The following is a 23,450-nucleotide window of genomic DNA, read 5'->3' as shown; positions in this document are numbered from 1 at the left end:
CTCGTCCTCAGTCAGGTACCTAGGTCGAGGGACTCACGTGGCAGAGGCGGAGCGCATCATCGGTACGCCGGACAGTCCGGAAGCGGCGGGGGACGGGCAGGAGCGGCCCGGGGCCGAGCAGGCGCGGAGCCCGGAACGGGCAGAGGGTCCCGAGCAGGCGCAGAGCCCGGCCGAGCGCCCCCGGGGCAGGCGCCGGGTCGCGGTGCTGTTCGCGGTCGCCGCGGTCGCCTACGTCCTCGACCTGGTCAGCAAGATGATCGTGGTCGCCAAGCTGGAACACCACGAGCCCATCGAGATCATCGGGGACTGGCTGAGGTTCGAGGCGATCCGCAACGCGGGCGCGGCCTTCGGCTTCGGCGAGGCCTTCACCGTGATCTTCACGGTGATCGCGGCGGCCGTGATCGTCGTGATCGCCCGCCTCGCGCGCAAGCTCTACAGCCTGCCGTGGGCGATCGCGCTCGGCCTGCTGCTCGGCGGTGCCCTCGGCAACCTCACCGACCGGATCTTCCGCTCGCCCGGCGTCTTCGAGGGCGCGGTGGTCGACTTCATCGCGCCGAAGCACTTCGCGGTCTTCAACCTCGCCGACTCGGCGATCGTCTGCGGCGGCATCCTGATCGTGCTGCTGTCCTTCCGGGGCCTGGACCCGGACGGGACCGTCCACAAGGACTGAGCGGGCCGAGCGCCCAGGCTGCCGTACGGGCTTGTCGGACCCGTCCGGCATACTCGACGGGTGAGCACCCTTCCCGAGATCCGTACCCTGCCCGTGCCCGACGGCCTGGAGGGCGAGCGCGTCGACGCCGCCATCTCCCGCATGTTCGGCTTCTCCCGTACCAAGGCCGCGGAGCTTGCCGCGGCGGGCAAGGTGCAGGTCGACGGGTCGGTGGTGGGCAAGTCCGAGCGGGTGCGCGGCGGCGCGTGGCTGGAGGTCGAGATGCCGCAGGCGCCCGCGCCGGTGCAGGTCGTCGCCGAGCCGGTCGAGGGCATGGAGATCGTGCACGACGACGAGGACGTGGTCGTGATCGTCAAGCCGGTCGGTGTGGCCGCCCACCCGTCGCCCGGCTGGTCCGGGCCGACCGTCATCGGCGGCCTCGCCGCCGCCGGGTACCGCATCTCGACGTCCGGCGCCGCCGAGCGGCAGGGCATCGTGCACCGCCTGGACGTGGGCACCTCCGGGCTGATGGTGGTGGCCAAGTCGGAGCGGGCGTACACCTCGCTCAAGCGCCAGTTCAAGGAGCGCACGGTCGACAAGCGCTACCACACGCTCGTGCAGGGCCACCCCGACCCGACCAGCGGCACCATCGACGCGCCCATCGGCCGCCACCCGAACCACGACTACAAGTGGGCGGTCACCGCCGACGGCAAGCCCTCCGTCACGCACTACGACCTCGTGGAGGCGTTCCGTGCGGCCTCCCTGCTCGACGTGAAGCTGGAGACCGGCCGCACCCACCAGATCCGTGTCCACATGGCCGCCCACCGGCACCCCTGCGTCGGCGACCTGACCTACGGGGCCGACCCGACGCTCGCCAAGCGCCTGCGCATCACCCGCCAGTGGCTGCACGCCGTGCGGCTCGGCTTCGAGCACCCCGGCAGCGGCGACTGGGTGGAGTACGCCAGCGAGTACCCCGAGGACCTGCAGCAGGCCCTGGACAGCGTCCGTGAGGAGACCTACGCGTGAGCGGTCCCTCGCACGTGCCGGCGTACGAGGTGCGCATCGCCGAGGACCCCGCCGACCGGGAGGCGTGCTTCGCCGTCCGCAAGGACGTCTTCGTCGCCGAGCAGCACGTCCCCGAGGACATCGAGTACGACGTGTACGACGCCGTCGCGGTGCACGTCCTGGCGGTCCGGGAGGACGGCGTGCCGCTGGGCACCGGCCGGCTGCTGCACGGCGAGGCCGCCGCGGCGAAGACCGGTGGCGAGGCGGCCGTGGGTTCCCTCGGGAGGCTCGCGGTGACCGCGGCGGCCCGCGGACTGGGCGTGGGGGCCGCGCTGGTGCGGGCCATCGAGGAGGCGGCACGCGCGCGGGGGCTCACGGCGGTGGACCTGCACGCGCAGACGCACGCGCTGGGGTTCTACGAGCGACTGGGGTACGAGGCGTACGGGCCGGAGTTCCCCGACGCGGGGATACCGCACCGCGCGATGCGGCGCGTTCTGTAGCCGACAGGCGCCGAACGCGCTGGTGGGACGGCCCGCGTGGCAGGCTGGAAACTGCCGTGTGAACGCCGAGACCCACCGGAGCGCTGACCGTGGATCAGTTGGCCCTGCTGTTCGTGCTGTTGCTCGGGGCCCTGATCAGTGTCCCGGTCGGGGACCGGCTCGGGCTGCCGGCGCCGGTGCTGATGACGGTGCTCGGGATCGTCCTGGCGCTGCTGGAGTTCGTGCCCAACGTCGACATCCCGCCCGACCTCATCCTGCCGGCCCTGTTGCCGCCGCTGCTGTACGCGGCCGTGCGGCGGACGTCCTGGCGGCAGTTCGCGGCCAACAAACGGCCCATCTTCCTGCTGGCGGTCGCGCTGGTCTTCGTCACCATGGCGTGCGTGGCCACGGTGGCCCACGCGATCGTGCCGGGGCTGCCCCTCGCCGCCGCCTTCGCGCTCGGGGCGCTGGTGGCGCCGCCCGACCCGGTCGCGGCGACCGCCGTCGCCGGGCAGCTGGGGTTGCCACGCCGGCTGGTGTCCATCCTGGAGGGCGAGGGGCTGTTCAACGACGTGACGGCCATCGTCCTGTACCACGTGGCCATCGCCGCGGCCGTCGGCGGCACCTTCTCGCCGTGGAAGGCCGGCCTGGAACTGGTGCTGTCCGCCGTCGTCGCCGTCGCCGTGGGCCTCGCGCTCGGCTGGGGCGCCTACAAACTGCTGGACCTGCTGGGGGACGCCACCCTGCAGATCGGGCTGACGCTGCTGGTGCCGTACGCGTCGTACATCCTGGCCGAGGAACTGCACGGCTCCGGGGTCCTCGCCGTGCTCACCACCGCGATGTTCCTGGCCGAGTACGCCGTCGGCGCCGACGACGTGATGACCCGGCTCGCGGGGCACACCGTCTGGGACGTCGTCGACACGCTCGTCACGGGGGTCGCGTTCGGACTGATCGGGCTGGAGCTGCACAACGCGATCCGCACGGCCTCCGGGCGGTGGACCGAGCTGTTGGGCTGGTCCGCCGCGGTCGTGTGCGTGGTCGTCCTCGTGCGGCTGGTGTGGCTGCTGCCGGCCACCTGGCTGACGAAGCGGCTGCACGCCAAACGGGACCAGGACGAGGACATCCCGATGAGCTGGCGGGAGACCGTCGTCATGTGGTGGGCGGGTATGCGGGGTGTCGCCTCCGTGGCGCTGGCGCTCGCGATCCCCCTGGAGACCGACGACGGGTCCGCCTTTCCCAACCGTGAGGAGATCATCTTCATCGCGTTCGGGGTGATCATGGTGACCCTGTTGGTGCAGGGGCTCACCCTGCCCTGGCTGGTGAACCGGCTCGGGGTGCGGGCGGACACCGAGCGGGAGAAGGACTTCGAGCGGGCACTGGCCGTGCGGGCCGCGAAGGCGGCGAAGAAGCGGCTGCGCGAGATCGAGGCGGTCGAGGAGCTGCCGGAGGAGCTGTCCGAGCAGATGCTGCGGCGGGCCTTCGACATCGGGGTGCGGATCAGCCCGGAGATCGGCGACGAGGAGCGGCGCGAGGCCCACGAGCAACGGGTCCGGCGGCTGAAGCGGATCCGGCGCATCCAGGGCGAGATGCTGAGCGCCGCCCGGCACGAGGTACTGGCGGCCCGCAGCGAACCCGGCGCCGACCCGGAGATCGTGGACCGGGTGCTGCGTCACCTGGACGTGCGCAGCCTGCGGTGAGCCCCGCGGCCACGTGCCCGGCGTCCCGCGCGCGTGACGGGACCACGGCGACGGGGTGCCTCGGCGGTGAGGTGGCGAGGCGGTTCATGGTGCCGCCGCGGTGGGGGGCCACCCGGCCTGCACCCGACCGTGCGCGTCGGCGCCCGGAGCTGGGGCATGCGGGCGCCGGGCCCCGACGACGGCGCGGACGCGCGTACGGGTGCTGTCGGCAAGAGCGGCCGGGAGACGTGACGGCCGGGTCCGTGGCCGGGGTGAGCGGACTGGTGCGTGGGCGGAGCGAGTCCGTGGCCGTTGCGGTCGGGGCACCGTGCTGGCGCGATGGCCGGGGCGGGTTCGGTGCTGGGTGTGGTGGCCGGGTGGGGTTCACGGCTGGGGTGGTGGGGGAGCGAGTCCGTGGCCGTTGTGGTCGGGGCACCGTGCTGGCGCGATGGCCGGGGCGGGTTCGGTGCTGGGTGTGGTGGCCGGGTGGGGTTCACGGCTGGGGTGGTGGGGGAGTGGGGCCGTGGTCGTTGTGGTCGGGGCACGGTGCTGGTGTGACGTCGGGGTGGGTGCGGCGCCGGTGCGTCGCCCGGAGTGGCCCGCCGCTTGGGCGGGGTGCGTGGCCGGGGTCACAGGCCCTTCGTCGGTTGTTCGGGGAAGCGGCGCGGGGTGCCGTCGGAGGTGGGGCGGGGGCGGGGGAAGCCGTCGCGGCCGGGCGGCAGGGCCGCGTCCGCCGTGTTGACGCGGGGCAGCGCGTACGGGTGCTCGTCGGCCAGCCAGCGGATCATCTGCTCGCGCACCTCGACCCGTACCGTCCAGATGTCGTCCGCGTCCTTCGCCGTGACCAGGGCCCGCACCTGCATGGTGTTCGCGGTGGTGTCCGTGACGGACAGGTTGTAGGCGCGGCCGTCCCAGGCCGGGCAGTCGCGCAGGATGTCACGGAGCCGCTCGCGCATGGCCTCCACCGGCGCGGAGTGGTCGACGTGCCAGAAGACGGTGCCGGTCATCTGCGGCGTGCCGCGCGACCAGTTCTCGAACGGCTTGGACGTGAAGTACGACACCGGCATGGTGATCCGGCGCTCGTCCCAGGTGCGCACCGTCAGGTAGGTCAGCGTGATCTCCTCGACCGTGCCCCACTCGCCGTCCACCACGACCGTGTCGCCCATGCGCACCATGTCGCCGAAGGCGATCTGGAACCCGGCGAACATGTTGCTGAGCGTGGACTGCGCCGCGATGCCGGCCACGATGCCGAGGACGCCCGCCGAGGCCAGCAGCGAGGCGCCGGCCGCGCGCATCTCGGGGAACGTCAGCAGCATCGACGCCACGGCCACCACGCCGACCACCGCGGAGACCACGCGCATGATCAGCGACACCTGGGTGCGGACCCGGCGCACCCGGGCCGGGTCGCGCTGGGCACGCGCGTGGGCGTAGCGGGAGTACGACGTCTCGACGATCGCCGCGGCGATCCGGATCACCAGCCAGGCCGCCGAGCCGATCAGCACCAGCGTGAGCGTCCGGCCGATGCCCGCCCGGTGCGACGGGAACACCTGGGCCTCGACGTACGACCCTCTCAGCAGCGCCGCGCACAGCACGAGCTGGTACGGGACGCGGGCGCGGCGCAGCAGCCCCCACAGGGGTGTCTCGTGATGCCGTTCGTCGGCCTTGCGCAGCAGCAGGTCGGTGGCCCAGCCGATGAGCAGGGTCAGGATGACGGAGCCGCCGACCACGATCAGCGGGCGGAGTATGTTCTCCATGCCCACGAACCTAACCGGCGGCGCCGACCCATGAACATGTGACTTCGGAGCGGTCCTGGGTACGGGCGCTCGGCCGCGGTGTCACACCCGGCTGGCACCATGTCCCCATGAACATCGTGCTCTTTCATTCGACCTACGGCCTCAGGCCCGCGGTGCGGCAGGCCGCCGACCGGCTGCGTGACGCCGGTCACCAGGTGTGGACACCGGACCTCTTCGAGGGACGCACGTCCGACACGGTCGAGGAGGGCATGGCCCACAAGGAGGAGATCGGCAAGGAGGAGCTGCTGAAGCGGGCCGTGCTGGCCGCGGCGCCGTACTCCGACCGGGGGCTGGTGTACGCCGGGTTCTCGCTCGGCGCCTCCGTCGCCCAGACCCTCGCCCTCGGCGACCACCAGGCGCGCGGACTGCTCCTGCTGCACGGCACCTCGGACATCGCCCCCAATGCCGCGGTGGACGATCTGCCGGTGCAGCTGCACGTCGCCGAACCGGACCCGTTCGAGACGGACGACTGGCTCAGCGCCTGGTACCTGCAGATGGGCCGGGCCGGCGCCGACGTGGAGGTGTACCGGTACGCGGGGGCCGGTCACCTCTACACCGACCCCGAGCTGCCGGACTGGGACGAGGAGGCGGCCGAGGCCACCTGGCGGGTGGCGCTCGGCTTCCTGGAGTCGCTCGGCTAGACGGCTCAGCCGGCGGCGCGGTATGCGGCCCAGCTCTGCTGCATGCGGGTCACCTGGCCCGAACTGAACTGGTACATGCAGGCGTCGTACGTGTAGTCCATGAAGTTGTGGATCGGGTCGGCGCCCGGCTTGCGGGTGCAGCTGTCCAGGCCCTCGGGGCACTCGTACGCGGGGCTCTTCTCGGCCGGGGTGTCCTCGACGTAGTCGCCGTTGCCGTTGCAGCCGCCCTGGAAGGTGTGGTACAGCCCCAGCCAGTGGCCGACCTCGTGGGTCGCGGTGTCGCCCTGGTTGTAGTTCGTGGCCGAGCCGCCCGGCAGGGAGGCGTCCAGCATGACCACGCCGTCCATGGACGGGCTGGAGTTGTAGGAGCTGGGGAAGGTGGCCCAGCCGAGCAGGCCGCCACCGAGGTTGGCGGTGTAGATGTTCAGCGCGTTCGCGCCGCCCTTGCGCAGCGCGGACTTCATCGCCCGCTCCTCGGCCGAACCGGAGGAGACGTTGTACCAGGCGGCGTTGTCCGTGTAGTCGGTGCCCGCCAGCGAGAACTGGAAGCCCGAGTCGACGTTGCCGGTGCCCTGGCCGCCGAACGCCGCGTTCAGCACGTTCATCTGGGCGGTGATGTCGGCCGAGCCGAGCTGGCCGGCCGCGCCGTCGTGGATGACGTGGAAGTAGACCGGGACGGTGGTCGTGGCGGCGGCCGAGAGGCCGCGGCCGTTCCCGGGCAGCCTGTCGAGCTTCTTGCGCAGGTCGGCGTCCATGGCCTGGGCCCTGGCCGCGCTCACCTCGTTGGGCTCGGCGGCGTGCTCGCCGGACCCGGGGCGGGCCTCGCGGGCCGAGGCGTGGGCGCCCGCGTGGGTGTCCTCCACGCACTCGGCGGCGGTGGGGGTGCCGGCCGCCGCGACGCCCGTGGGCGCCGACAGAGGAGTGAGCATCAGGGTTCCGGCCACGAGGGCGGTGGCGAGAACACGTCTGCGCGTCGAGGGGGATATCCGGGCAAGCGCACGCATGCTGGCTCCTAGCGGATGCGGTGGGGAGAGGCACAGGGGTCTTCCTGGCCGCCGCCCGGAGATTACGTGGACATGACCAGCTGCGAAGAGCGGTGATCAGGCCCAATCAAATTCCCGGCAAACGAGGGGAATTGGGGAAATGAATTGACGGCCTGTCCGGAGTTTGAGATCTCGACGTAACGAGTGCCGTGACTGGGGCGGGTGGTGTGTCCGGATTCGGGTCACGGCTCGCACCACCCGCCGTAGTGGAGTCAGGCGAGATGTGATCTCGCCTTAACAGTGCGGGAACTCACTGGGGTTGGCTGGAAATCGCCCCTTGGTCACGGCTGTCACACAGGGTCGTAGGCCCGCTCGACCCTCTGCGTGCCGCTGCGCGTCCGGTACGACCTGGCCCAGGACGACGTGGCGTCCGGGTCGGTGCGGTCGGACACGACGTAGTAGTCCATCTGCGCCCGGTCGGCGGTGATGTCCAGCACCCCGTAACCGTGCCGGTCGGTGTCGACCCAGTGCACGTGGCGGTTGGCCGCGCGTATCAGCGGTGCGGCGACCGTGGAGACCGTGCCCTCGCCGACCTTCAGGATGTCGTCGAGGTTGTCGGAGGTCACCGAGGTGACGACGAACTCCGTGGCGGCCGAGGCGGACAGCGGATAGGTACCGGCGTTGTGCGGCACGTCGTTGGCCCAGGCCATGTGGATGTCTCCGGTCAGGAACACCGTGTTGCGGATGGCGTTCGCCCGCAGGTGGGCCAGCAGCTCGCGCCGGTCGTCGGTGTAGCCGTCCCACTGGTCGGTGTTGAGGGCGAGGCCCTCCTTGGGCAGGCCCAGCAGCTCCGCCAGCGGCTTCAGCAGCTCGGCGGAGAGCGAGCCGATGGCGAACGGCGAGATCATGACCGAGTTGCCGACCAGCCGCCAGGTGGTGTCGGACGCCGTCAGCCCGGCCTTGAGCCAGTCGAGCTGGGCGCGGCCGGTGAGGGTGCGCTCCGGGTCGTCGACCTCGCCGTTGCCGAGGGCGGCCTGCTGCGAGCGGTAGGAGCGCAGGTCGAGCAGCGACAGGTCGGCCAGCTTGCCGAAGCGCAGGCGGCGGTAGGTGGTGCCGGCGATCGCCGGGCGCACCGGCATCCACTCGAAGTACGCCTGCTTGGCGGCGGCCTGACGCGCCGCCCAGGTCCCCTCCGCGCCCTCGGTGTGGTTCTCCGCGCCGCCCGACCAGGTGTCGTTGGCGATCTCGTGGTCGTCCCAGATGGCGACGACCGGGGCAGTCGCGTGCAGCGCCTGGAGGTCGGGGTCGGTCTTGTACCGGGCGTGCCGGACGCGGTAGTCGGCGAGGGTGACGATCTCGTGGGCGGGCGCGTGCGGGCGTACGACGGTGTCGCGCGTGCCGTACTCGCCGGTGCCGTACTCGTATATGTAGTCGCCAAGGTGCAGCCAGGCGTCCAGGTCCCCGCGGGCCGCGAGATGGCGGTACGCGGAGAAGTGGCCGGCCTCCCAGTTGGCGCAGGAGACGACGCCGAAGCGCAGGCCGGCGACGGCCGCGTCGGCCGCGGGGGCGGTGCGGGTGCGCGCGGCGGGGGAGTCGGTGCCGCCGGCGGAGAAGCGGAACCAGTAGTCGGTGGCGGGGGCGAGGCCCCGGACGTCCGCCTTGACGGTGTGGTCGGAGCCGGCGGTCGCGGTGGTGGAGCCCTTGGCCACGATGTTCGTGAAGGCGCGGTCCCTGGCGACGACCCAGCTCACCTCGGTGTCCGGACCTGCCCCCGAGCCCGGTACGGCCTCGGGCGTGGGCGTCACGCGTGTCCACAGCAGGACGCCGTCGGGCAGCGGATCGCCGGAGGCGACGCCGTGCAGGAAGGCGGGGACGGCGTCGGCCGCGCCGGCGGGCAGGGCGGCGGTGAGCGGAGCCGCCAGAACCGCGCCGGCCGCCGCGGCCTTGACGACCGTACGGCGGCTGGGGGAGAGGGAGTCGGCCGGGACGGCGCTCTCGGATGATCTGTATCGACTGGTCACGGCCGATCAGGTTACTGATCGGTATGCCCGAGAGCGGGCGAACTCGAAAAGTTCGCCCGCTCTTTCGCCGTGCTTCCGTGAGGCGTCACCGCCCCACGGTGGTCAGGCCGGGGTCACTTGGTGACCCCGGCGTCCTTCAGCGCCTTCTCCCAGTCGGCGACGGTGCTCGGGTTCTCGATCACCTTGTCGTTGATCTTGATGGTCGGGGTCGACTGGACGTCCTCGGTCTTGTCGAAGGACTCGCTCATCTTCATGGCCCAGGCGTCGTAGGTGCCCTTCTCCACGGCGTCCTGGAACTTCTTGTTGTTCTTCAGGGCGTCGACGGTGTCCGCCACCTTGATCAGGTAGTCGTCCTTCGCGAACTCGTCGGACGACTCCTCGGGGTGGTACTCGGAGGAGTAGAGCGCGGCCTTGTAGTCGAGGAACGCCTCGGGGCTGACGTTCAGCGCGGCACCGAGCGCGCTGAGCGCGTTCTTCGAGCCCTCGCCGCCGAGGTTGCCGTCGAGGAAGGTGCCGAGCGTGAAGGAGAGCTTGTAGTCGCCGTCCTCCATGCCCTTGTTGACGGTCTCGCCGACGGTCTGCTCGAAGGAGGCGCAGGCCGGGCAGCGCGGGTCCTCGTAGAGGTGGATCACGTTGTCGGTCTTGGAGTCGCCGATGGTGACCGTGGTGCCGTTCTTGCCCGACGCGTTGGCCGGGGGGACCACCTCGGCCTCGGCGGCCTTCTCCCAGCCCGAGGGCTGGCTGTTCTGGACGACGGCGTAGCCGATGCCGCCGGCTATCGCCAGGACGCCGACGATGGAGCAGGCGACGATGACCTGCCGCTTGGCCTTGTCGCGCTTGGCCTGGCGCTCGCGCTCCTGGCGCAGCCGCTCACGGGCCGCCGTCTTCGCCGCCTGGCTGTTCCGCTTGCTCATGGTGTTGATCTCCGTGGGGACGCGCACACGCGGGTGTGCGGAAAACGTAGGGGGGACTGCTGGTGCTCGAATGTCGGATGACGGGTCACGCGAAGGCGACCGAGCACGGCGGTCCGCGCCGTCCCAGGGAGTGCGCGAGGATCCGCTCGCGTGCGGTGGCGGCGCGGCGGACCGGTCGCGCCGGGCGGCGCACCGCCGGAGCGCGGCGTACGCTCACGGCCGCGACGGCGAGGAGCAGCGGCCGGAATGTCGTTGCGGCCACGGCCCGCAGCAGTTGGGCCAGCGCCCGCTCGCCGCGGCGCAGCCAGGCCGCCGCCAGGAGGCCGACGCCGATGTGCGCGCCGAGCAGCAGCCAGGCGGTCGCCGGGTCGGCGTGGGCCAGCGCGGCCGCCAGCCGGTCGGTGTCGGCGCCGGTCACCCGGGTCAGCGGGGTGCCGACACCGGCTCCCACACCGGTGCCGTCGCCACACAGCACGTCGAAGCCGACCGAGGCCAGCGGACCGGTGACCGGGCCGCCCGCTCGCCCGTAGCAGACGTGCTGGCCGGTGGTGAACACCGTGTCCGCGGCCAGCTCCAGGGGGATCAGCAGGGCGGCGATCCGCCCGAAGCCGCGCTCGCGGCCCGCCAGGGCGTACGCGATCACGAACACGGCGGCGGCGACCGAGGCCACCGTGCTCAGCGGCAGCGGGACCCCGGACAGCAGCACGTGCGACGCGGTGCTGAGCGTCACGACGAGTGCCGTGAACAGCGCCGCGCGCACGGCTCTGAGCGGGGTTCCGGTTATGTCCATAGCGATAGGAGAGTGTGTCACGGGCTCCGGTAAAGGAACCCTAAAGGGTGGCTGTGAGAGCCCGGGGTCACAGCCCCGGGATCCGGCCGTTGCGGAAGAGGTCCACGAAGATCTGGTGGTCGGCACGCGCGCGTGCGCCGTAGCCGTGGGCGAAGTCCACCAGGAGGGGCGCGAAGCCGTCCTCGTCGGCCGCGATCGCCGCGTCGATGGCCCGTTCCGTGGAGAACGGCACCAGGGACTCGCCGGAGGTGTCGTCCGCCGCCGCGTGCATCGTGGCCGTGGCCCGGCCCAGGTCGGCGATCACCTCGGCGATCTCCTCCGGGTCGTCGAGGTCGCTCCAGTCCAGGTCGACGGCGTACGGCGAGACCTCGGCGACCAACTGGCCCGCGCCGTCCAGCTCGGTCCAGCCGAGCCACGGGTCGGCGTGCGCCTGCAGGGCTCGCTGGGAGATCACCGTGCGGTGGCCCTCGTGCTGGAAGTAGTCGCGGATCGCCTGGTCCGTGATGTGCCGGGAGACCGCCGGGGTCTGGGCCTGCTTGATGTAGATCACGACATCGTTCTCCAGGGCGTCGCTGTTGCCCTCCAGGAGGATGTTGTACGAAGGCAGGCCAGCAGAGCCGATGCCGATGCCGCGGCGGCCGACGACGTCCTTCACCCGGTAGGAGTCCGGACGGGTCAGGGACGACTCCGGGAGCGTCTCCAGGTAGCCGTCGAAGGCCGCCAGCACCTTGTAGCGCGTGGCCGCGTCCAGCTCGATGGAGCCGCCGCCGGGAGCGAAGCGGCGCTCGAAGTCGCGGATCTCCGTCATCGAGTCCAGCAGCCCGAAGCGGGTCAGCGAGCGGGCGACGCGCAGCGCCCCCAGCAGCGGCCCCTCGGCGGTGTCCAGGGTGAACGGCGGCACCTCGTCGCTCTTGGCCCCCGTGGCCAGGGCGTGGATCCGCTCGCGGTACGCGCCCGCGTACACCCGGACCAGCTCGGTGATCTGCTCGTCACTGAGCGCCTTCGCGTACCCGATCAGCGCGACGGAGGCGGCGAAGCGCTTGAGGTCCCAGGTGAAGGGGCCGACGTACGCCTCGTCGAAGTCGTTGACGTTGAAGATCAGCCGGCCGGTGGAGTCCATGTACGTGCCGAAGTTCTCCGCGTGCAGATCGCCGTGGATCCACACGCGGGAGGTCCGCTCGTCCAGGTAGGAACCGCTGAACACGCCCCCGCCGGCCCGCCCGGCGTGTTCCGCGTCCAGGTCGTGGTAGAAGAGGCACGCCGTGCCCCGGTAGAACGCGAAGGCCGAGGCCGCCATCTTCCGGAACTTCACGCGGAACGCGGCAGGGTCGGCGGCCAGGAGCTCGCCGAAGGCGGTGTCGAAGACGGCGAGGATCTCCTCGCCGCGGTGCTCCTCGTGGAGCTGCGGGACCGGCATCGCTGGGTGCCTCCTGGTGCGGACGGTGCGTGACGAGTGGAGCGGATCCTCCGCTCCGACCAACGTTCGAGGGTGTGAGCAAGTGCCCGTGACCCCTCGGACGAAGGTACGCGCGGAGCGCCCCGGATTGTCAGTGCCGAGGCATAGACTTCGACGCTGACCCCCCGGACTGTCCGCAGCCCGTCGCCCCACGTTTTCCCAGGAGGCCGCACGTGTCCAAGCCGCCGTTCACGCACCTGCACGTCCACACCCAGTACTCGCTGCTGGACGGTGCCGCGCGGCTGAAGGACATGTTCAACGCGTGCAACGAGATGGGCATGACGCACATCGCCATGTCCGACCACGGCAACCTTCACGGGGCGTACGACTTCTTCCACTCCGCGAAAAAGGCCGGAATCACCCCGATCATCGGGATCGAGGCGTATGTCGCACCGGAGTCGCGCCGCAACAAGCGCAAGATCCAGTGGGGCCAGCCGCACCAGAAGCGGGACGACGTCTCCGGTTCGGGTGGCTACACCCACAAGACGATGTGGGCCGTGAACAAGACCGGCCTGCACAACCTCTTCCGCCTCTCCTCCGACGCCTACGCCGAGGGCTGGCTGCAGAAGTGGCCCCGGATGGACAAGGAGACCATCTCCCAGTGGTCGGAGGGGATCGTTGCCTCCACCGGCTGCCCGTCCGGCGAGGTGCAGACCCGGCTGCGCCTCGGTCAGTTCGACGAGGCCCTCAAGGCGGCCGCCGACTACCAGGACATCTTCGGCAAGGACCGCTACTTCCTGGAGCTGATGGACCACGGCATCGACATCGAACACCGGGTCCGCGACGGCCTGCTGGAGATCGGCAGGAAGCTCGGCATCCCGCCGCTGGTCACCAACGACTCGCACTACACCTACGCGCACGAGGCGGGCGCCCACGACGCGCTGCTGTGCATCCAGACCGGCAAGAACCTCTCGGACCCGGACCGCTTCAAGTTCGACGGGACCGGCTACTACCTGAAGTCCACGGAGGAGATGTACGCCATCGACTCCTCGGACGCCTGGCAGGAGGGCTGCGCCAACACGCTCCTGGTGGCCGAGATGGTCGACACCGACGGCATGTTCGAGAAGCGCGACCTCATGCCCAAGTTCGACATCCCCGAGGGCTACACCGAGGTCACCTGGTTCAAGGAGGAGGTCCGCCGCGGCATGGAGCGCCGCTACCCCGGCGGCATCCCCGAGGACCGCCAGAAGCAGGCCGAGTACGAGATGGACACCATCATCTCGATGGGCTTCCCCGGCTACTTCCTCGTCGTCGCCGACTTCATCATGTGGGCCAAGAAGCAGGGCATCGCCGTCGGCCCCGGCCGAGGCTCCGCGGCCGGCTCGATCGTCGCCTACGCCATGGGCATCACCGACCTCGACCCCATCCCGCACGGCCTGATCTTCGAGCGGTTCCTCAACCCCGAGCGCATCTCGATGCCCGACGTCGACATCGACTTCGACGAGCGCCGGCGCGTCGAGGTGATCAGGTACGTGACGGAGAAGTACGGCGCCGACAAGGTCGCCATGATCGGCACGTACGGCACCATCAAGGCCAAGAACGCGATCAAGGACTCCGCGCGCGTGCTGGGCTATCCGTACGCGATGGGCGACCGCATCACCAAGGCCATGCCCGCCGACGTCCTCGGCAAGGGCATCCCGCTCTCCGGCATCACCGACCCCGAGCACCCCCGCTACTCGGAGGCGGGCGAGGTCCGCGGGATGTACGAGAACGAGCCGGACGTGAAGAAGGTCATCGACACCGCCCGGGGCGTCGAGGGCCTGGTGCGGCAGATGGGCGTGCACGCCGCCGGCGTGATCATGTCCAGCGAGACCATCACGGAACACGTCCCTGTCTGGGTCCGGCACACCGACGGCGTGACCATCACGCAGTGGGACTACCCGAGCTGCGAGTCGCTCGGCCTGCTGAAGATGGACTTCCTGGGCCTGCGCAACCTCACGATCATGGACGACGCCGTCAAGATGGTGAAGGCCAACAAGGGGATCGACATCGATCTCCTGAGCCTCCCGCTCGACGACCCCACGACCTTCGAGCTGCTCCAGCGCGGCGACACCCTCGGCGTCTTCCAGTTCGACGGCGGCCCCATGCGCTCCCTGCTGCGCATGATGAAGCCCGACAACTTCGAGGACATCTCCGCCGTCTCGGCCCTGTACCGGCCGGGCCCGATGGGCATGAACTCGCACATCAACTACGCCCTGCGCAAGAACGGCCAGCAGGAGATCACGCCGATCCACCCGGAGCTGGAGGAGCCGCTCAAGGAGGTCCTGGACGTCACCTACGGCCTGATCGTCTACCAGGAGCAGGTGCAGAAGGCCGCCCAGATCATCGCCGGCTACTCGCTCGGCGAGGCCGACATCCTCCGCCGCGTGATGGGCAAGAAGAAGCCCGAGGAGCTGGAGAAGAACTTCGTCATCTTCCAGGCCGGCGCCCGCAAGAACGGCTACAGCGACGAGGCCATCCAGGCCCTGTGGGACGTGCTGGTCCCCTTCGCCGGCTACGCGTTCAACAAGGCGCACTCGGCCGCGTACGGACTGGTGTCGTACTGGACCGCGTACCTGAAGGCGAACCACCCCGCCGAGTACATGGCCGCGCTGCTCACCTCGGTCAAGGACGACAAGGACAAGTCGGCCGTCTACCTCAACGAGTGCCGCCGCATGGGCATCCGCGTGCTCCCGCCGAACGTCAACGAGTCCGAGGCGAACTTCGCCGCGCAGGGCGACGACGTGATCCTCTTCGGCCTCTCCGCCGTGCGCAACGTCGGCACGAACGTCGTCGAGTCGATCATCAGGTGCCGCAAGGCCAAGGGGAAGTACACCTCCTTCCCCGACTACCTCGACAAGGTCGAGGCGGTCGTCTGCAACAAGCGGACGACGGAGTCGCTGATCAAGGCCGGCGCCTTCGACGAGATGGGGCACACCCGCAAGGGCCTCACCGCACAGTACGAGCCGATGATCGACAACGTGGTCGCGGTCAAGCGCAAGGAGGCCGAGGGCCAGTTCGACCTCTTCGGCGGCATGGGCGACGAGCAGAACGACGAGCCCGGCTTCGGACTCGACGTCACCTTCAGCGAGGAGGAGTGGGACAAGACCTATCTCCTCGCCCAGGAGCGGGAGATGCTCGGCCTGTACGTCTCCGACCACCCGCTGTTCGGTCTGGAGCACGTGCTGTCCGACAAGGCCGACGCGGGCATCTCCCAGCTCACCGGCGGTGACTTCGGCGACGGCGCGGTCGTCACCATCGGCGGCATCATCTCCGGCCTGCAGCGCAAGATGACCAAGCAGGGCAACGCCTGGGCGATCGCCACCGTCGAGGACCTGGCCGGCTCCATCGAGTGCATGTTCTTCCCGGCGACGTACCAGCTGGTGTCCACCCAACTCGTCGAGGACGCCGTGGTGTTCGTCAAGGGACGTCTCGACAAGCGGGAGGACGTGCCGCGGCTCGTCGCGATGGAGCTGATGATCCCGGACCTGTCCAACGCGGGCACCAACGCGCCCGTGGTGCTCACCATCCCGGCCACGCGGGTCACCCCGCCCATGGTCAGCCGGCTCGGCGAGATCCTCACGCACCACAAGGGCGACAGCGAGGTCCGGATCAAGCTCCAGGGGCCGACCAGGACGACGGTGCTGCGCCTGGACCGGCACCGGGTGAAGCCCGATCCGGCCCTGTTCGGAGACCTGAAGGTGCTGCTGGGCCCGTCCTGCCTGGCGGGCTGAGCGACGGCAACGCCCGAGGGGCGCACCCGGAACCGGGTGCGCCCCTCGCCTGTGTCCGGGCCGCGGTGGCCCGGCGCGCTGACGCCGGCCGCGCGGATCCAGGTCGCGCGTGACGTCGGTCGCGTGGATGTCAGTTGTGGCCGAAGCGCTTCTTCCGCTTGTGGGAGGGCGTGTCGCCGGAGGGCGTCTGCGCGGCGTGTTCCTCGTCCCGCTCCAGCACGGCCGTGTCCGCCGTCTGCGGGGCGCGCCGGTCCTGGGGCTGCTTACGGTCACGGTTGTTCTTGTTCTTGGCCATGGTGTGCCTCCTGGGGGATTTAGGGGCCAGGGCCGGGACCAGATTCACATAAGCGGATAAAGAACGCATGTTGGGCAATTACCGTGTGTCACACGGCTCGTCGGGCCGCGGCACTCGCAAACGCCACGCCGAAGATCGAGTTCGGGCCGTTAACCTCCGCGTGGTCGGGCAGACTCGAAGGAAGCCCGAAGCAAACCTCCCGGAAAGAGGGTGGATCGCGTGGACCGCTGCATCGTCCTGGTGGACGCCGGGTATCTGCTGGGGGCCGCCGCCAGTCTCCTCGCCGGGGAGCCGTCGCGCTCCCGCATCACCGTCGATCACGCCGCCCTCATCCAGGGGTTGCGCGAACGCGCCGAGTCCGACACGCAGCAGCCCCTGCTGCGCATCTACTGGTTCGACGGCGCCCCCGACCGCGTACCGCAACCCGAGCACCGCAGGCTGCGCGTGATGCCCCGGGTCACCGTCCGGCTGGGTGCGCTCACCCGCAGTGACGGCCGCTGGGCCCAGAAGGGCGTGGACGCCGCCATGCACGCCGAGCTGACCGAACTGGCCCGCAACCGCGCCTGCTCCGACGTCGTCCTGGTCACCGGCGACGGCGACCTGCTGCCGGGCATGATGGCCGCGAAGGAGCACGGCGTCGCCGTCCACCTGTGGGCCGTGCAGGCCGCCGACGGCGACTACAACCAGTCCGAGGACCTGGTCGCCGAGGCCGACGAACGACGCGTCCTGGACCGTACCTGGATCACCAAGGCCGTCCGCACCAAGGAACTCGGCGGAATCTGCGCACCGCCCCCCGCGCCCCGCCCCGAGATCGCCGCGATCCTCTCGGCGCCGCTGCCCGAGGCCACCCTGTCCGCCGCCGGCGAGCGGCCAGTTCCCGCCGAGGAGCCGGCGCACCCCACGGCGGCCCCCGCCGCCCGCAACGGCACCGAGGGACGCGTACCGCCGGCCAAGGGCGTCCCCACCCCCAAGGACCTCGCCGCCCTGCGCGCCCCCGGCACCCACCCCGCCCCGCAGCCCCCGACCGCCACCCTGCGCTGGTCCTCCGACAAGGGCTGGGTCGACCGGCCCGCCGCCGAGCCGCCCGAGGCCGCCTCGATGCCGACGCTCGCCCAGCTCACCACGGCCGAACAGCGGTGGGCCGACCGCGAGGAGGACATCACCACGGTCGGCGGCGATCCCTACGAGGTGGGGCAGGTCTTCGCCCGCCGCTGGGTGGAGCGGCTGGGCGACCAGAGCCACCTGCAGAAACTCTCGGGGATGTACCCCCGCATCCCGCACCGTGTCGACGGCGAGCTGCTGCGCTACGCCGCCCGCTTCGGGCTGCTGGCCCACAAGGACGACCAGATCGACGAGCACGACAGGTACGCGATCCGGGCCGGGTTCTGGCGGGAGATCGACCTGCGGACGGCCACCGAGCACGCCCCCGCGGGCGAGTGAGTCCCCGGATGAATTGACTCTTATGGGCCGACCCGAGGGCGGAGCGGCATTCCGGACCCCGTAGTCTCGTCCCTTGTGAGTAAGCGCGCGGCACAGGCATTTCGGCACGGTGGCGATGTCGTGTGCGTGGTGCGCGGACTGACCAAGACCTATCCGGCGGTGCGGGGCAGGCGGGGCGTTCCCGCGACGCCCGAGGTGCGGGCCACCGACGACGTCACGCTGGACATCCGCCGCGGTGAGATCTTCGGGCTGCTCGGACCGAACGGCGCCGGCAAGTCCACCCTCGTACGGCAGCTCACCGGGCTGATGCGGCCCGACGGGGGCGGCGTCGAGATCCTCGGGCACGACATCGTGCGCCACCCGGAGCGGGCCGCGCGGATCCTCGCCTACCTCGGTCAGGAGTCGAGCGCGCTGGACGAGCTGACCGTGTCGCTCGCCGCCGAGACCACCGGGCGGCTGCGTGGCCTGGACGCCCGCGAGGCACGCGCCGAGCGCGACGCCGTCCTCGACGAGCTGGGCCTGACCCCGATCGCCGGACGCCCGCTGAAGAAGCTCTCCGGCGGACAGCGCCGCCTCGCCTGCTTCGCCGCGGCGCTGGTGGGGGAACGCCCGCTGCTCGTCCTCGACGAGCCGACCACCGGCATGGACCCGGTGGCACGGCGCGCGGTGTGGTCCGCGGTCGACCGACGGCGGGCCGAGCGCGGCACGACCGTGCTGCTCGTCACCCACAACGTGATCGAGGCCGAGACCGTCCTCGACCGGGTCGCCGTCCTCGACCGGGGACGTGTGATCGCCTGCGACACACCGTCCGGACTCAAGGAGAAGGTCGCGGGCGAGGTCCGTGTCGACCTGGTGTGGCGCGAGGCGGCGCCGCTGGGCGTCCCGGAGGTCGCCGCCCTGCGCGACCGGGCCACCGAGTCCGGACGCCGCTGGACGCTGCGGCTCGCGCCCGAGGAGGCCCGCGCGGTCGTCGCGACCGTCACCGGCGGGGCCGCCTTCGCCGCCCTGGACGACTTCACCCTGGCCACGCCCAGCCTGGAGGACGTGTATCTGGCGCTGGGCGGAGCCGCGCGGCAGGGGCTGGTGAGGGCGTGAGCACCGAAGCGGTGAGACCGGGGACCTCCGTGTCCGTATCCGACGGGACGAGCGCCGCGGTGAAGACCGCCTCTGCGACGACTGGTGAAGGGGAGCAGCACGACGTGAGTGTCGTACCCGCCGATGTCCTGCCGGGCGGTGCCCTGGCCGTCGAGGAGGAGGGAGCCGCCCGAGCGGCCGAGCTGGGGCCCCGGGCACGGCTGTGGCCCTCCCTGGTGGCCGTCTACCGGGCGCAGCTGTCCCGGGCGCGGGTCGCGCGGATCCCGCTGCTGTTCGTGGCCACCTTCCAGTCGATCGGCATCATGATCCTGATGCGCGGGGTCGTGGACGGCGGCGGCGAGGCGCGGGCCGTGGTCGCCGGGTCGGCGGTCCTGGTCGTCGCCTTCGTCGCGCTCAACCTGCTGGCGCAGTACTTCGGCCAGCTGCGTGCGAGCGGCGGGCTCGACCACTACGCGACGCTGCCGGTGCCGCCGGCCGCGGTCGTCCTGGGCGCGGCCGGCGCGTACGCGTCCTTCACCGTGCCGGGGACCGTGGTGACGGCGGTGTTCGGGTGCGTGCTGTTCGGACTGCCGCTGACGCACCTGTGGGTGCTGGTGGCCGTCATCCCGCTCGCGGGCGCCGCGCTCGCCGGGCTGGGCGCCGCGCTGGGCCTGCTCGCGCCGCGGCCCGAGCTGGCCACGCTCCTCGGCCAGCTGGGCATGTCGGCGGCGCTGCTGCTGGGGGTGCTGCCGGCCGAGCGGATGCCGGAGGCGGTGCGCCTGGCGCGGGACCTGCTGCCGTCGACGTACGGCGTGGAGGCGTTCGCGCGCACGTTCGCGGAGCGGCCCGACTGGGCCTTCGTGCTCGGCGATCTGGCCGTGTGCGGGGCGGTCGGCGTGGTCTCGCTGGCCGTCGCGACCTGGGCGTACCGCCGGGCCGCCGTCCGGTGACGCGCCGCACGGACGGGTTTGGCACGATGGCAGGGTGACCGCACCTCTTACTCCGCCTCCGCCACCGCACGAACACTCGTCGTACCACGGCGGGCCGGTGCCGCCGCCCGTCGGTGCGCATGCGGTCGGAACCGTGTACCGGCCCCAGGGCGAACAGGACGGTCCCGGGATGATCACGGAACTGCGTCAGGCCGCCGTGACCGTGGTGGCGGTCGCGCTCTCCGGGGCGCTGCTGGGCGTGCTGTGGTGGTGGCTGGCGCCGAGTGTGCCGCTGATCGGTGACGTGGTGGGCGACAACTGGGTCGTCTACCTCAAGGACTCCGAGGGCGAGCAGGCGGTCGGCGTCGACGGCGCGTTCACGCTGCTCGCGGTGGTGTTCGGCGTGCTGAGCGCGCTGGTGGTCTTCCTGCTGCGGCGGCGCGGAGGCGTGCCGCTGGTGGTGGCCCTGGGCCTCGGCGGGCTGCTCGGCTCGCTGCTGGCCTGGCGGCTCGGGGTGTGGCTCGGTCCCACGCAGGACGTGATCGCCCACGCCCGGGAGGTGGGCCGGGGAGTGACCTTCTCGGCGCCGCTGAAGCTGGGGGCGAAGGGTGCGCTGCTGGCGTGGCCGGTGGCGGCGCTGGTGGTCCACCTGGGGCTGACGGGGTTGTTCGGGCCCCGGGACCCGGATCCGTACCAGCAGGGCCCGTACGGGGGGAAGTCCGCGTAGGTCCAGCCGCCCGGTGGCATCCCCCGGCCCGCGTCAGTCGAACGCTGAGGCCAGGGCCGGGTAGGCGCTGTTCACGCCGAACCGGACGGACCGCAGGGGGTCGGTGGCGGTGGTGAAGACGTCCTCGCCGCCGCCGAAGTGGACCGCCCACAGGCACACCGGCGCGGCGAAGACACCGACGGACGTCAGCACGGTGGGGACGTCGACGTCGACGGGGGCTTCGGTCAACGCGTGGCCGGTGATCAGGGACGTCTCGCCGAGAAGGGCGTCGTGGCCGGCGTCGCCGCCGTCCGGCTCCCGCCGCCGGCGTGCCTCGCCGCCCTCGACGTCATCCTGGTCGTGACGGCCACCGCTCTGTCGCGCGCCCCCACCGGCACCTGGCGGACTCGCTGCGGGGACGCCCCGGGATCCTGACGCCCTGGGCGGGGCGCCGGCCGTGGTTCGCACGGCCCTCCTTCGTCCGCCACCTGCGTTTGCGTGTTCGCTTCGACATGCCCCTTGTGCTTAACCGGGAAAGGGGCGCCCGTCGAGAGGTCACACACGGCCGACGGGGGCGAGGACCGCGTCCGTCAGCTCGGCCAGGTCGTCGGGGGAGAGCTCCACCTCCAGGCCGCGGCGGCCGGCCGAGACGCAGATCGTCTCGTGGCCGGAGGCGGACGCGTCCAGGACCGTCGGAAGGCGTTTGCGCTGGCCGAGGGGGGAGATGCCGCCCCGGACGTAGCCGGTGGTGCGCTCGGCGAGGGCCGGGTCGGCCATCGCCGCCCGCTTGCCGCCCACCGCCGCCGCGAGCGCCTTCAGGTCCAGCTGGCCGGCCACCGGCACCACCGCGACCGTCAGCGCGCCGTCGACGTCCGCGACCAGCGTCTTGAAGACGCGCTCCGGCGAGACGCCCATCGCCTCGGCCGCCTCCTCGCCGTAGGACGGATGGGCGGGGTTGTGGTCGTAGGAGTGGACCGTGTACGCCACCCCGGCCGCCGTGAGCGCCACCGTCGCGGGCGTGCCCCCCGGCTGCTGCTTCTTCGCCTTCTTCGTCATGCCGGCCAGTACCTCGAAAGGATCGTGCGTCAGTTGAGACTCGTCGGGCCGCGCGTCAGGTCAGACGTCGGCAACGACGGAAGCGTACGGATGATGGCCGTCTCGGTGCGAAGGAGTTTCAGCTCGTCGCGCAGCCGGGACGCGGTGTCCGGCGCCTGGAGCAGACGCTGCTTCGTCGGCGTGTCCAGCATCATCGCGGCGGCCACCAGGTAGGACACCACGCCGGGCTCGTCCGGCAGGTCGGCGCCGGTCGCCAGCGACCGCTCCCGCGCCCCGGCCAGCCGCTTCTGGTACTGGCGGAAGGCCCGCAGCACCCCTTCGGCCAGCGCCCCCGACTCGTCGCCGGGGTCCTCCGCCAGCGGTTCCAGCTCGGCCGTCAGGAACGGGCCCGAGGCGTCCACCGACAGCAGCCGCACCCGGGTCGTCCCGGTCGCCAGCACCTCGAAGGTGCCGTCGGCCCGCTCCCGGATGGTCGCCGCGTCCGCCACGCAGCCCACCTTGTGGAACGCCTTGGCCGGCTCGGCCCCGAACCCGGCGGCGGCCCCGCGCTCGGGCACCGCGGTCGGGTCGGGCATGCCGGGGGCGCTCGGCGCCACTTCGTGGCCGTCCCGGATCGCCACGACGGCGAACCGGCGCGGCTCGTCCTCGGGGGTCTTCAGCAACTCGCGCATCATGGCGCGATAGCGCTCCTCGAAGATGTTGAGCGGGAGCACCAGCCCCGGGAACAGCACCGAGTTCAGGGGGAAGAGGGGGAGCCGGACGGTGGTCACGACCCAGAAGCCTAATGGTCGCCGGGGCGGACGTGACCGCCGTGCCCACTTCGTGGATGGCCGGAACGCGTCACCCCGGGTCGTCGGCGGCCGCGGCGCGGACATCTTCGCGCACCTGGAGGAACCGGCCGAGCGGATCGTCCGCGTCCCGGTCCCAGGGGAAGGAGGTGACGTACGGGCCGGTCAGCCGCAGCTGCTCGGCCGCGTCCCGGTGGCGGTCCAGGCGCACCAGGACGTACGTCAGCAGGTTGCGCAGCTCGGCCGCCCACGGGTCGGCCGCCGGACACCTGGCCGAGAGTGCGACGGCCCGGTCGGCGGCGGCGTCCAGCCGCGCGCGGTCCACCGAGGCCCCGCCGTCCGCCGTCATACACACGAACGCCGCCTGCAGGGGCAGCGCCCGCACGAGCGCGTCCTCGGGCGCGTCCTGCGCGGCCGTCTCGGCGAAGTCGAGGCACTCGCGGTGGGCGCCGGGCGAGGCCGCGGCCAGGTAGTCCAGAGCGGCGACATGGCAGCCGTAGTGGTGCGGGGAGCGGCGTACCGCCTGCGCCCACAGCCGCTCGAACTCCGCGTGCCCGGCCTCCGCGCCCCGCGCGGTGTCCAGCGCGATCCGCCACGGCACCGGGTCGGGTCCGCCGGCCTCGGCGGCCGCCGTGACCGCCGGGCCCGCCTGGCGCAGCAGTTCGGCGCGGGCCGGCGACTCCCAGCAGCGGTCCACCGTCAGCCGGGCGCGGACCAGCAGGGCGTCGGGGTCGTCCGGGGCGGCGGCGCGCCAGTCCTGCAGCCACCCGGCGCGCGAGCGCGCGAACGCCGCCAGCCGGGCCGCGTACCGGTCCCGGTGCTCCCACTCGGCGTTCTCGCGGGTGCCGGCCAGCAGCTCGGCCACCGGGGCGTACTCGCCGCGCGCCGCCGCGACCAGCGCCGGGCCGAGCCGGTCGTCGGGGGCGTCGAGGAGCACCTCGTCGTCGGCGGGCGGCCGGGCGGCGGGACGGGGTACGCGGTGTCCCGCCCGGGCCGTGCGGAGGAACGCCGGCAGCAGGGCCATGGTGCCTCCTTCGCGCCG

21 protein-coding genes and 2 pseudogenes are annotated in these 23,450 nt (G+C 71.8%); 11 read left to right on the top strand and 12 right to left on the bottom strand.

The window, feature by feature from the left end:
• Positions 1–37 precede the first annotated feature (37 nt).
• From lspA to IE260_RS10880, 4 genes are all read left to right on the top strand, one after another.
• On the top strand, positions 38–670 hold the full coding sequence (gene lspA, locus IE260_RS10895; protein ID WP_189870381.1) for a signal peptidase II: 633 nt from the start codon (positions 38–40) through the stop codon (positions 668–670).
• Between the two features lie 60 nt (positions 671–730).
• Positions 731–1,675, top strand: coding sequence for an RluA family pseudouridine synthase (locus IE260_RS10890; RefSeq protein ID WP_189870379.1), 945 nt, complete (start codon positions 731–733; stop codon positions 1,673–1,675).
• Positions 1,672–2,154, top strand: a complete 483-nt coding sequence (locus tag IE260_RS10885; RefSeq protein ID WP_189870377.1) for a GNAT family N-acetyltransferase — start codon at positions 1,672–1,674, stop codon at positions 2,152–2,154. The genes IE260_RS10890 and IE260_RS10885 overlap by 4 nt, the downstream gene beginning before the upstream one ends.
• Positions 2,155–2,243: 89 nt before the next feature.
• Positions 2,244–3,830: a Na+/H+ antiporter gene (locus tag IE260_RS10880; protein ID WP_189870375.1), complete on the top strand. Its 1,587-nt coding sequence runs from the start codon at positions 2,244–2,246 to the stop codon at positions 3,828–3,830.
• Between the two features lie 608 nt (positions 3,831–4,438).
• Here IE260_RS10880 and IE260_RS10875 read toward each other — a convergent pair.
• Positions 4,439–5,563 (bottom strand): mechanosensitive ion channel family protein, encoded by a 1,125-nt coding sequence (locus tag IE260_RS10875; protein ID WP_189870373.1) that lies wholly within the window; start codon positions 5,561–5,563, stop codon positions 4,439–4,441.
• A 107-nt stretch (positions 5,564–5,670) separates the two neighbouring features.
• Between IE260_RS10875 and IE260_RS10870 the strand changes: the two genes are divergently transcribed.
• The gene (locus tag IE260_RS10870; RefSeq protein ID WP_189870371.1) at positions 5,671–6,243 is read left to right on the top strand and encodes a dienelactone hydrolase family protein; all 573 of its coding nucleotides are present in this window, start codon (positions 5,671–5,673) and stop codon (positions 6,241–6,243) included.
• A gap of 5 nt (positions 6,244–6,248) precedes the next feature.
• On the opposite strand, the gene IE260_RS10865 is transcribed toward IE260_RS10870, so the two are convergent.
• The 5 genes from IE260_RS10865 to IE260_RS10845 form a co-directional block, all read right to left on the bottom strand.
• Complete coding sequence (locus IE260_RS10865; RefSeq protein WP_189870369.1) at positions 6,249–7,247, bottom strand: zinc metalloprotease; 999 nt, start codon at positions 7,245–7,247, stop codon at positions 6,249–6,251.
• A 329-nt stretch (positions 7,248–7,576) separates the two neighbouring features.
• Entirely contained in the window at positions 7,577–9,247 is a 1,671-nt protein-coding gene (locus IE260_RS10860) for an alkaline phosphatase D family protein (protein ID WP_189870367.1), read from the bottom strand.
• 113 nt (positions 9,248–9,360) lie between these two features.
• Positions 9,361–10,161 (bottom strand): DsbA family protein, encoded by an 801-nt coding sequence (locus tag IE260_RS10855; RefSeq protein ID WP_189870365.1) that lies wholly within the window; start codon positions 10,159–10,161, stop codon positions 9,361–9,363.
• A gap of 85 nt (positions 10,162–10,246) precedes the next feature.
• A complete protein-coding gene (locus IE260_RS10850; protein ID WP_189870363.1) occupies positions 10,247–10,951 on the bottom strand; it encodes a hypothetical protein in 705 nt (234 codons plus the stop codon).
• A 67-nt stretch (positions 10,952–11,018) separates the two neighbouring features.
• Positions 11,019–12,368 (bottom strand): DUF2252 domain-containing protein, encoded by a 1,350-nt coding sequence (locus tag IE260_RS10845; RefSeq protein ID WP_189870361.1) that lies wholly within the window; start codon positions 12,366–12,368, stop codon positions 11,019–11,021.
• 212 nt (positions 12,369–12,580) lie between these two features.
• Between IE260_RS10845 and dnaE the strand changes: the two genes are divergently transcribed.
• Positions 12,581–16,120, top strand: a complete 3,540-nt coding sequence (dnaE, locus tag IE260_RS10840) for a DNA polymerase III subunit alpha (protein ID WP_189870359.1) — start codon at positions 12,581–12,583, stop codon at positions 16,118–16,120.
• Positions 16,121–16,250: 130 nt separating this feature from the next.
• Here dnaE and IE260_RS10835 read toward each other — a convergent pair whose 3' ends face one another.
• Positions 16,251–16,415: a hypothetical protein gene (locus IE260_RS10835; RefSeq protein ID WP_189870357.1), complete on the bottom strand. Its 165-nt coding sequence runs from the start codon at positions 16,413–16,415 to the stop codon at positions 16,251–16,253.
• A 219-nt stretch (positions 16,416–16,634) separates the two neighbouring features.
• Here IE260_RS10835 and IE260_RS10830 point away from each other — a divergent pair, with 219 nt between their 5' ends.
• The 4 genes from IE260_RS10830 (at position 16,635) to IE260_RS10815 (ending at position 20,585) form a co-directional block, all read left to right on the top strand.
• A complete protein-coding gene (locus IE260_RS10830; RefSeq protein WP_189870355.1) occupies positions 16,635–17,855 on the top strand; it encodes an NYN domain-containing protein in 1,221 nt (406 codons plus the stop codon).
• A 120-nt stretch (positions 17,856–17,975) separates the two neighbouring features.
• Positions 17,976–18,950, top strand: a complete 975-nt coding sequence (locus IE260_RS10825; protein ID WP_189870487.1) for an ABC transporter ATP-binding protein — start codon at positions 17,976–17,978, stop codon at positions 18,948–18,950.
• 104 nt (positions 18,951–19,054) lie between these two features.
• On the top strand, positions 19,055–19,879 hold the full coding sequence (locus IE260_RS10820; protein ID WP_189870353.1) for an ABC transporter permease: 825 nt from the start codon (positions 19,055–19,057) through the stop codon (positions 19,877–19,879).
• A gap of 34 nt (positions 19,880–19,913) precedes the next feature.
• On the top strand, positions 19,914–20,585 hold the full coding sequence (locus IE260_RS10815; protein ID WP_189870351.1) for an AAA family ATPase: 672 nt from the start codon (positions 19,914–19,916) through the stop codon (positions 20,583–20,585).
• Between the two features lie 33 nt (positions 20,586–20,618).
• On the opposite strand, the gene IE260_RS10810 is transcribed toward IE260_RS10815, so the two are convergent.
• Positions 20,619–20,813 carry a hypothetical protein gene (locus tag IE260_RS10810; RefSeq protein ID WP_189870349.1) on the bottom strand — a complete coding sequence of 65 codons (195 nt, stop codon included), beginning with the start codon at positions 20,811–20,813 and terminating at the stop codon, positions 20,619–20,621.
• A gap of 3 nt (positions 20,814–20,816) precedes the next feature.
• Here IE260_RS10810 and IE260_RS10805 point away from each other — a divergent pair, with 3 nt between their 5' ends.
• Positions 20,817–20,999, top strand: a complete 183-nt coding sequence (locus tag IE260_RS10805) for a hypothetical protein (protein WP_189870347.1) — start codon at positions 20,817–20,819, stop codon at positions 20,997–20,999.
• 16 nt (positions 21,000–21,015) lie between these two features.
• Here IE260_RS10805 and IE260_RS43425 read toward each other — a convergent pair.
• The 4 genes and pseudogenes from IE260_RS43425 to IE260_RS10790 form a co-directional block, all read right to left on the bottom strand.
• Positions 21,016–21,078 (bottom strand): annotated as a pseudogene (locus IE260_RS43425) (hypothetical protein); the annotation flags it as partial.
• Between the two features lie 41 nt (positions 21,079–21,119).
• Complete coding sequence (gene ybaK, locus IE260_RS10800) at positions 21,120–21,620, bottom strand: Cys-tRNA(Pro) deacylase (RefSeq protein ID WP_189870345.1); 501 nt, start codon at positions 21,618–21,620, stop codon at positions 21,120–21,122.
• Positions 21,621–21,649: 29 nt separating this feature from the next.
• Positions 21,650–22,390 carry an LON peptidase substrate-binding domain-containing protein gene (locus IE260_RS10795; RefSeq protein WP_189870343.1) on the bottom strand — a complete coding sequence of 247 codons (741 nt, stop codon included), beginning with the start codon at positions 22,388–22,390 and terminating at the stop codon, positions 21,650–21,652.
• An 11-nt stretch (positions 22,391–22,401) separates the two neighbouring features.
• Positions 22,402–23,432: pseudogene (locus IE260_RS10790) on the bottom strand (hypothetical protein).
• Positions 23,433–23,450: the final 18 nt, after the last annotated feature.

Origin of the sequence: Streptomyces viridiviolaceus, from assembly GCF_014650995.1 — a bacterium.
GTDB classification, from domain to species: Bacteria; Actinomycetota; Actinomycetes; order Streptomycetales; family Streptomycetaceae; genus Streptomyces; species Streptomyces viridiviolaceus.
The sequence above is the reverse complement of the archived record's forward strand: the minus strand, read 5'-3'. Positions and strand labels throughout refer to the sequence as shown.

Bases quoted from the DNA above. Each gene is read 5' to 3' on its own strand.
- IE260_RS10845 (WP_189870361.1), bottom strand. From the start codon at position 12,368: ATGCCGGTCCCGCAGCTCCACGAGGAGCACCGCGGCGAGGAGATCCTC.
- IE260_RS10875 (WP_189870373.1), bottom strand. From the start codon at position 5,563: ATGGAGAACATACTCCGCCCGCTGATCGTGGTCGGCGGCTCCGTCATC.
- ybaK (WP_189870345.1), bottom strand. From the start codon at position 21,620: ATGACGAAGAAGGCGAAGAAGCAGCAGCCGGGGGGCACGCCCGCGACG.
- IE260_RS10870 (WP_189870371.1), top strand. From the start codon at position 5,671: ATGAACATCGTGCTCTTTCATTCGACCTACGGCCTCAGGCCCGCGGTG.
- IE260_RS10850 (WP_189870363.1), bottom strand. From the start codon at position 10,951: ATGGACATAACCGGAACCCCGCTCAGAGCCGTGCGCGCGGCGCTGTTC.
- IE260_RS10865 (WP_189870369.1), bottom strand. From the start codon at position 7,247: ATGCGTGCGCTTGCCCGGATATCCCCCTCGACGCGCAGACGTGTTCTC.
- IE260_RS10855 (WP_189870365.1), bottom strand. From the start codon at position 10,161: ATGAGCAAGCGGAACAGCCAGGCGGCGAAGACGGCGGCCCGTGAGCGG.
- IE260_RS10835 (WP_189870357.1), bottom strand. From the start codon at position 16,415: ATGGCCAAGAACAAGAACAACCGTGACCGTAAGCAGCCCCAGGACCGG.